This is a genomic window from Halomonas sp. G11 (assembly GCF_001663515.1).
GTDB lineage: Bacteria > Pseudomonadota > Gammaproteobacteria > Pseudomonadales > Halomonadaceae > Vreelandella.
In genome coordinates this window covers 119,916-127,825 of record NZ_LYXG01000003.1, presented here as the reverse complement: position 1 = coordinate 127,825, position 7,910 = coordinate 119,916, and the positions used below count along the sequence as shown (strand labels likewise).

Here is a 7,910-nt window from a genome sequence, read left to right as displayed (position 1 = left end):
GCGGTGAATACCGCGCCGTACCCGCTGCCCGAACACAAGACCCGCACGGTACTGCGCACCCAAAGCCACAAGGCCGAGGGCTTCAACGAACTGCGCTTCGAAGACGAAGCGGGCGAAGAGCAGATCTGGCTCCACGCCCAGAAAGACCTGGAGCTGCTGACGCTCAACGACCGCACCGAAGAGATCCGCCGCGACAGCCACCTCAAGGTGCACAACGACCGCATCAGCGAGATCGATAACGACGATCACCACACGGTGCACAACAACCGCCATGCGAAGGTAGACGGCGACGACCACCTGATGATCGACGGCACCCGCCACGAAAAAGTCGGCCGAGCGCACCTGCTGGAAGCAGGACAGGAAGTGCATCAAAAATCAGGCAGCAAGACGGTGATCGATGCTGGCGCAGAGATCACCCTCGAGGCCGGGGGTAGCTTCCTGAAAATCGACCCCAGCGGCGTCACCATTGTCGGCGCCCAGGTCAAGATCAATTCTGGGGGTAGCCCAGGGGTGGGGAGTGGGCAGCAGGCGCAAGGGCCGTTACTGCCCGGGCAGACAAAGTCTGAAGTACATCAGCGTGCAGACGGCGTGACGCAAGAGGCGCTGCTGACGACACGCCTTAAGGTACCGGAGGTATGCGAGGAGTGCTGGCAGGAAGCGCTAGCCTCAGGGCAAACAATGATCCAGGCAGAGGGATAGCCGATGGTCGAGATCACTCATATACCCACCGATTGGCAACGACCTCCCTGGCCAGCGGATAAGGCGTTAAAACGCACGGCCCTGATTGAGTTGGGACTTCTTGAACCGGCGTTACGCACTGCTTTATTTGAAACAGATGGCGTCTCGGCTTGGCCTTTGCTGCAGGATGACCAACAGCCACATCTAACCACCGAAGGCCCTTGGCTTTTTGAGGTAACGTTCGATGCGTTAAACGAGATAGCAGCACAGGCAGCGCTTGGCTGCGCTCTGCATGCCTGGATTGAGAGCCGTACAACAACCCAGCAGTTGGCCACTCAGTTAGCCCCTGCAATGGTAGCGTGTCCTGTGGATGAGCCGCCTTCCCTGCTACGTTTTTACCTGCCCCGGGTGATCACGCAATTACATGCCGAGACCCACGCTGACTGGCACCGCTCACTTTTCGGTGGCATCGAACAGTGGTGGCGACCAGACGATAAGCAGGGCTGGCAGCCCCTGGGCGCCATGCCGACTAAAGTCCCAGGTGAATCTCCATGGCAGTTGACACTGTCCTCCTCACTTTACCAAGCGCTGCAAGGCGACCCCGAGGTTCGCTCCTTTACTCGGCTGCTGACCCAGCAACACCCAGAGTTATTTGCTGGCGTATGCGCCTGCACTCGACCACAGCGGGTGGAGGCCGCGCTCCTGGCCGCAACTGAAGCGGGCCTGGTTGAAACGGGCGAGCGGCTGGCCTATGTGTATCGCCGATTGTTAGCCCGCAGCCAGGAGTAACCCATGCTGGTGAGATGGATCTGGAACTGGTTGTTTAATCAAATGTGGGACGGCCTGCCCAAGAAAGCACGCTGGGCCCTCGCTGCGCTTATAGTGGGCTTATGGGGATGGCTTCTCTTTCTGCCTAACCTGCACCCAATGCCCACGGATACCTCCATACGTGGGCATAGTCATATCGATCGGCCTGTCCATCGTTTCTGGGTTAATGAGCGTGGTGGAGGAAACCTAGGAGCTTATGGAGGCGGGAGCACAATATGCTGCCAGCGAATTAGCGGTGATACCGCCGAGGTGGAATGGGTTTATGGGCGAACCGTTGAGGAGTTCGAGCGCGGCGATGAGCCTGAAAGGCACAGTGTCACACTGCCGATGCCCGAACGTAGCCGGGAAGACCGTTACCTGCATGTGCATTTTCTACCCAATAACGAAGTCAAGCTCGGCTGGAGCCCGGACTTGGTATCGCCCTATGACCATTTGCCAAAGCGCCTCGATGTGGCCCGCTATCAGGAGTAACCCATGCTGGTGAGATGGATCTGGAACTGGTTGTTTAATCAAATGTGGGACGGCCTGCCCAAGAAAGCACGCTGGGGCCTAGCGGTGCTTTTAGCGGGTTTCCTTATATGGCTGTTCTTTATGCCTAACCTGCATCCAGGCCCAACTAGCGCTTCCATCGTTGGCCATAATCACACAGAACGACGAATTCATAGTTTTCGCGTTAACGAAGCTGCTGGTGGAGACTTAGGTCCTAATAGCGGAGGTGGAAGCATTGTTTGCTGTCAGAGAGTTGTAGGAAAGACTGCTGAAGTGGCTTGGACTTACAGCAGAACAGTAGAAGAATTTGAGCGTGATGATAGTCCAGAATCTCACACAGTAAATCTATCTATGCCTGAGCGTGACCGTAACGACCTATATCTGCATGTACATATTTTATCGGACAAAGAAGTGAAATTAAGGTGGAGTCCGGGCTTGGAGTCTCCCTACAGCGAGACTTCATTGACGACTGTGGGAGGGGAAACTCAATGACAGAGCAAGAAATCATAGCCAACTGTGATGCATTGACCGCGATCAATGAAGATTTCACACAGCAAATCAGTCTTGCTTGTCAAAGTACATTGGAAATCGGTGTTTTTTTCGATGGCGTAGGGCGAAACCTAGTTCATGATGAAGCAGAAGGACGCCTGAGTAATATTGCGCGATTACACCGTGCATTTCCTGGTCCTGAATATGATGGAGTGGGTAAGCGTTTTCGTAAACTCTACCTTCCCGGTCTGGGCACGCAACTGGAGACCGAGGCGTCCGAAAATATGGCCGCCGTGGGGCGTATGGCCCCCGGTGAAGCCCGCAGCACAGTCGAAGGACATATCAGTGGTAGTGCCCGTGAGGCGGTAGGGCGCGGGCTGCTGGAAGAGAGCGGGCGAGCCTGGTGGGAGACCTCGCGACGCACCCTGGTGCAGCAGTTCAGTTCGCTCAAGGGGTGGCTAAAAGCACCCCGTGATGCCGTGGTACGCCTGGGGATCGAATCCTGGTCGCCGCTACGGGACACCCCCTTGATGGCCACATTACTGACCAGCGGGGCGGCCTCACGTCTAACCAAAGCAATGAGTGATTTTGAGCGTTTGGTGGCACAAGCAAATTCAGGCGATATGCCATTACGCACGATTCGGGTCTCGGTATTCGGCTTCGACTTTGGTGCCGCCCTGGCCAAGGCTTTTATCCGCGAGCTGCTCGATGAAACCTGCGACCGCGAGGGTGACACCTACCGCTACCAGGGTGCGGAAATAGTCGTCGCCTTTGCCGGGCTTTTCGATTGCGTGCATCGCACCCACCCGGATATGGGCCCGCTGGAAGCCCTGACACCGGCCGTCACGGAAATCGATGACGGCGGCCCCCTGCACCCCGCCTGCCGCCGGGCGGTGCACCTGGTTGCCGCCCACGAACGACGCATTACCCGCCGCTGCCGCCCCCTTGGCGGGGAGCGCCCCAACTGGCGCGAGGAATTGCTGCCTGGTATTAGCGAAGATGTAGGTGGGGGCCTAAAGGTCGGCGAGCAGAAAACCAGCGCCGAGCTTTCCCGCTATGCCTTGCACCGGATGTATCGCATGGCGCATCGAGCCGGTGTGCCCGTTCCGAGTCTGGAGCAACTTTACCAACGTAACCCCGATGTGGCGGCATATTTTATGGTGGATGATGTAATAGAGGGCCATACGCTCCCTTCACTGGCTCAGGCCTACGCAGAGGCAACCCGGGGGCATCGGACGCCCAGTGGCGAGAACTTCCGCTTTCATAGTGAGCTGTACCTCGCCTGGCTGGCCAAGCGCTACCTGATATACCGGGATACCAAGGCTGCGCTGGAAGCCCGGCTCGACGAACTGCCCAGCCGAACACCCAGCGGCGTCCTAGGCGTTCCCACAGCCTCGCTGACCCAGCCTGCCGAGTGGGAGGATATCACCGCTAGCGCTCAAGAGATCGAGCAAGCGTTGGGCGAACTGGAAGCACAATGGGGTTGGCTGAAAGAGGTCGATCAAGAGGCGCGAACGCTTATTGGCCAGCACTTTGGGGCGAACAATGAGATAGCTCGCCACGCCCGGCAACACCTGGCCACCGAGGGCAAATGGGCGGCGCTATGGAGGGCCCGAACTAGCAGAGAAACAGCGCGAGGTGAGATGGAAGCCACCTTCGAAAACAGCACCGGGGTCGCCTATCTATTCCGCTATGGCATCCATGACCGCCATGATGACGATCAGGCGCTGAGCTTTCAGGCAGGGGGCGCCAACGCCAGCATAGGTAGCCGACACTACCGCTATTTCGCCTGGCGCGGCGTGGATATGCCAGAGGAGGCAACCAGCGCGCCACCGGAACAGCCTTCACAGCATCCCAGGGAGGCCATGGAAGGTTGGACGATGCGTTGAGTGGACCCTTACTGCTCGAATGCTTCATTAATTAACAGCTACCGACACCTGGCACCTGAACAGGTTTAGGTAGAGAAAAAAAGAAAACGGATTATTAGGAGATATCCATGCGTCATTTCATCGGCATGACATTCGGTGGCCTTTCACTGCGCTATTACCTGCGCCAAATGTTCTTTAGTGCAGGCCTCTCGGCGTTGATTGTATTTGTCATTATACAGGGGGACGCACAGCTAAGGTTGGATCAAGGCTTGCTGTTTCTAACCAACGCCTTGTTATACCCTTACTCGCGCTTTGTCTATGAAGAGGTGATGGGGTTTTTAATGGGCGACAACGTGTTCTTCGTCAATGCCTTATTCATGCTGATTGTGAAGTTTTTTACGATAATACTGTGCTGGGGGTTTGCCATTTTCATCGCACCACTGGGTCTTGCCTACCTGTTTTTTTACCATCGCAGGGCCCAGCGGCGTGACAGCATCGAGAGCTAGGAAGAAACTCACCCCAAAACTCTAGCCCTCTATGCACCGACGCTACACCTGCCCATAGCGCCCTGCCGCCTCCCCCAGCCAGCGGCGCACCAGCACGGTGGTGATGTCCTTGTTGCCTTGCAGCGACTGGGCCAGGGCGGTGACCTGGTCCAGCAAGTCAGCATCGCGTTCCAGGTCAGCGATTTTCATCTGCGCAAGCCCGGTCTGGCGGGTGCCGAGGACTTCGCCGGGGCCGCGAATTTCCAGGTCTTTCTCGGCGATGCGGAAGCCGTCGGTGGTTTCGCGCATCACCGCCAAACGCTGGCGGGAGGTTTTGGACAGCGGCGGGTGGTAGAGCAGTACGCAGAAGCTCTCGGTACTGCCGCGCCCCACGCGGCCGCGCAGCTGGTGCAATTGGGAAAGCCCCAGGCGTTCGGGGTTTTCGATAATCATCAGGCTGGCGTTGGGGACGTCCACGCCCACCTCGATCACCGTCGTGGCGACCAGTAAATCCAGCTCGCCTTCTTTAAACGCCGCCATCACCTCGGCTTTTTCGCTGGACTTCATGCGCCCGTGCACAAGGCCAATGGCAAGCTCCGGCAGCGCCTCGGTAAGCTCGTCGCGGGTTACTTCCGCCGCCTGGCACTGCAGCGCTTCCGACTCTTCGATCAGCGTGCACACCCAGTAGGCCTGGCGGCCTTCGCTGCAGGCGCGCCGAATGCGCTCGACCACTTCCGGGCGGCGCTCGTCGGAGACCACCACGGTCTTGATCGGCGTCCGGCCGGGAGGAAGCTCGTCGATTACCGAGACATCCAGGTCCGCGTAGGCACTCATGGCCAGCGTGCGGGGAATGGGCGTGGCGGTCATGATCAACTGATGGGGTGTCAGCCCGCCCGCTTCGCCTTTTTCACGCAGCGCCAGGCGCTGGTGCACGCCGAAACGGTGCTGCTCGTCGATAATCGCCAGCCCCAGGCATTGGAAATGCACATCGTCCTGAAACAGCGCATGGGTGCCCACCACCATGCGCGCACGGCCATCGGCAATCGCCGCCTTGGTATCCAGCCGCGCTTTGCCTTTGAGCTTGCCGGCCAGCCAGGCCACTTCGATGCCCAGTGGCTCAAACCAGGCTTTAAACGAGCGGTAGTGCTGCTCGGCGAGGATTTCCGTGGGCGCCATGATCGCCGCCTGGCAGTTCCCTGCCAACGCCGAGAGCGCCGCCATGGCGGCGACCACGGTCTTTCCCGAGCCCACATCGCCCTGTACCAGCCGCAACATGGGGGCTGGGCGAGCAAGGTCCAGGGCAATTTCTTCCAGCACCCGCCCCTGGGCACCCGTCAGGGCGAAAGGCAGTTGGGCAAGAAAACGCGCCTGAAGGCCTCGCCCGGAAGGTAACTCAGGGGCGCCATCTGACTGAATGCGCAAACGCACCTCGCGCAGGCTTAGCTGGTGGGCCAACAGCTCTTCCAACGCCAGACGCCGCGTCGCCGGGTGCTGGCCATGAGTCAGCTGCTCCAGGTCGGCATCCGGCGGCGGCTGGTGGAGAAGCTTCAAGCTGGCATGCAGCCCGGGTAGCTGGAAGCGCTGGCGCAGCGCCTCGGGAATAACATCGGGCAGCGCCTCGGGCTGATTTTGCAGCAGTCCCAGCGCCTGCTGGGTCAACGCGCGCAGGCGCGTTTGATGCAACCCTTCGGTAGTGGGATAAATCGGCGTAAAGTACTCGTCGACCGGCGTTTCGCTGCCACCGCTCAGCCTGTATTCGGGGTGATAGATTTCCAGCCCCGTCGCCCCGGCGCGCGCTTCACCAAAGGCTCGCACGGTAGCCCCGGGCCTAAGTTGTTGCTGCTGGGCGGGGGAGAAATGAAAAAAACGCAGGCTTAAAATGCCGCTATTATCGCGCAGCCTCACCAGCAGGCTCCGTCGGCGCCCTTTGACCACGTCACAGGCGGTGACCTCGCCCTCGATGACCGCCTCGCTGCCCGCGCGCAGCTCGCCGATAGGTGTCAGCCGGGTGCGGTCCTGGTAGCGCAACGGCAGATGAAACAGCAGGTCGCTGACCTGCTCTATCCCCAGGCGGCCGAGCTTCAGCGCCAGTGCTTCACCAACGCCTTTAAGGGCGGTGACCGGTGCCGAAAGCGCCGTCATGAGGCAACCGTCGACGCCTGGGCTGGCTGACGACAATGATTGATGGCGTTGATCAACGCATCAATGGCTTTGGGGCGCGGAAAACTGGCCCGCCAGGCAATCGCGACCGTTCGCGAAGGCGCGGGGCTGACAAAGGGGCGACTGACCAGCATGGCGTTTTCATACTGGTCGGTGCCCAGCGCCGACTGAGGCAGCACGGTGATGCCCAGCTTGGAGGCCACCATATGCCGGATTGTCTCCAGCGAGCCACCTTCGGCAATGAGCGTATTATTGGGATTGTTGAGCTTTTGCGTGATCGCAGGGCAGGCTTCCAACAACTGGTCGCGGAAGCAGTGGCCTTCCCCCAACAGTAGCAGACGCTCTTCCAATAGCTCTTCTTTATGGATCGCCTCCCGCGCTTCCCAGCGATGCTTGGCGGGCAGCAGCACTTCAAAGGTTTCATCGTAAATCGGCTTGGTCACCACGTCGGTTTCGGTGAACGGCAACGCCACGATGATGACATCCAGCTCACCGCTGCGCAGCTTGGTGCGCAACCCGCCGGTCAGCCCCTCTTCAATATACAAGGGCATTTGCGGTGCGGCCTTGGCCAGTTCGGGTACCAGATGCGGAAACAGATAGGGCCCGATGGTATAAATGGCCCCGATACGCAGTGGATTGGCAAGCTGGTCTTTACCCGCGCTGGCCATGTCGAAGATAAGGCTACTCTGCTCCAGCACGCGCTGCGCCTGGGCGATGATCTTTTCACCTAACGGCGTTACCTGGACCGTCGCCTTGGAACGCTCGAACAATGGCGTTTCCAATTCATCCTCGAGTTTTTTGACCGCCACCGACAAGGTGGGCTGGGAAACATGACAGCGCTCGGCGGCACGACCAAAGTGGCGTTCTTGGGCAAGGGTTACGATGTAGCGAAGTTCTGTTAAAGTCATATTGG

At 59.1% G+C, this 7,910-nt stretch carries 8 protein-coding genes; 6 read left to right on the top strand and 2 right to left on the bottom strand.

Going from position 1 to position 7,910, the window contains the following annotated elements:
* From ADS46_RS18785 to ADS46_RS02375, 6 genes are all read left to right on the top strand, one after another.
* Positions 1–699, top strand: a 699-nt coding sequence (locus ADS46_RS18785; RefSeq protein ID WP_199825170.1) for a bacteriophage T4 gp5 trimerisation domain-containing protein, incomplete at its 5' end; no start/stop codon positions are given.
* 3 nt (positions 700–702) lie between these two features.
* Complete coding sequence (locus ADS46_RS02390) at positions 703–1,467, top strand: DUF4123 domain-containing protein (protein ID WP_066315818.1); 765 nt, start codon at positions 703–705, stop codon at positions 1,465–1,467.
* A gap of 3 nt (positions 1,468–1,470) precedes the next feature.
* On the top strand, positions 1,471–1,977 hold the full coding sequence (locus tag ADS46_RS02385) for a DUF3304 domain-containing protein (protein ID WP_082925937.1): 507 nt from the start codon (positions 1,471–1,473) through the stop codon (positions 1,975–1,977).
* Positions 1,978–1,980: 3 nt separating this feature from the next.
* On the top strand, positions 1,981–2,487 hold the full coding sequence (locus tag ADS46_RS18355) for a DUF3304 domain-containing protein (RefSeq protein WP_082925936.1): 507 nt from the start codon (positions 1,981–1,983) through the stop codon (positions 2,485–2,487).
* Entirely contained in the window at positions 2,484–4,373 is a 1,890-nt protein-coding gene (locus ADS46_RS02380) for a phospholipase effector Tle1 domain-containing protein (protein ID WP_066315816.1), read from the top strand. The genes ADS46_RS18355 and ADS46_RS02380 overlap by 4 nt, the downstream gene beginning before the upstream one ends.
* A 107-nt stretch (positions 4,374–4,480) precedes the next feature.
* Entirely contained in the window at positions 4,481–4,858 is a 378-nt protein-coding gene (locus tag ADS46_RS02375; RefSeq protein WP_066315808.1) for a hypothetical protein, read from the top strand.
* Between the two features lie 42 nt (positions 4,859–4,900).
* Here ADS46_RS02375 and recG read toward each other — a convergent pair whose 3' ends face one another.
* Both recG and ADS46_RS02365 read right to left on the bottom strand, forming a co-directional pair.
* Positions 4,901–6,979, bottom strand: coding sequence for an ATP-dependent DNA helicase RecG (recG, locus tag ADS46_RS02370; RefSeq protein ID WP_066315805.1), 2,079 nt, complete (start codon positions 6,977–6,979; stop codon positions 4,901–4,903).
* A complete protein-coding gene (locus ADS46_RS02365) occupies positions 6,976–7,905 on the bottom strand; it encodes a hydrogen peroxide-inducible genes activator (protein ID WP_066315804.1) in 930 nt (309 codons plus the stop codon). The genes recG and ADS46_RS02365 overlap by 4 nt, the downstream gene beginning before the upstream one ends.
* Positions 7,906–7,910 lie beyond the last annotated feature (5 nt).

Bases quoted from the DNA above. Each gene is read 5' to 3' on its own strand.
- ADS46_RS02375 (WP_066315808.1), top strand. From the start codon at position 4,481: ATGCGTCATTTCATCGGCATGACATTCGGTGGCCTTTCACTGCGCTAT.
- ADS46_RS02380 (WP_066315816.1), top strand. From the start codon at position 2,484: ATGACAGAGCAAGAAATCATAGCCAACTGTGATGCATTGACCGCGATC.
- ADS46_RS18355 (WP_082925936.1), top strand. From the start codon at position 1,981: ATGCTGGTGAGATGGATCTGGAACTGGTTGTTTAATCAAATGTGGGAC.
- ADS46_RS02390 (WP_066315818.1), top strand. From the start codon at position 703: ATGGTCGAGATCACTCATATACCCACCGATTGGCAACGACCTCCCTGG.
- recG (WP_066315805.1), bottom strand. From the start codon at position 6,979: ATGACGGCGCTTTCGGCACCGGTCACCGCCCTTAAAGGCGTTGGTGAA.
- ADS46_RS02365 (WP_066315804.1), bottom strand. From the start codon at position 7,905: ATGACTTTAACAGAACTTCGCTACATCGTAACCCTTGCCCAAGAACGC.
- ADS46_RS02385 (WP_082925937.1), top strand. From the start codon at position 1,471: ATGCTGGTGAGATGGATCTGGAACTGGTTGTTTAATCAAATGTGGGAC.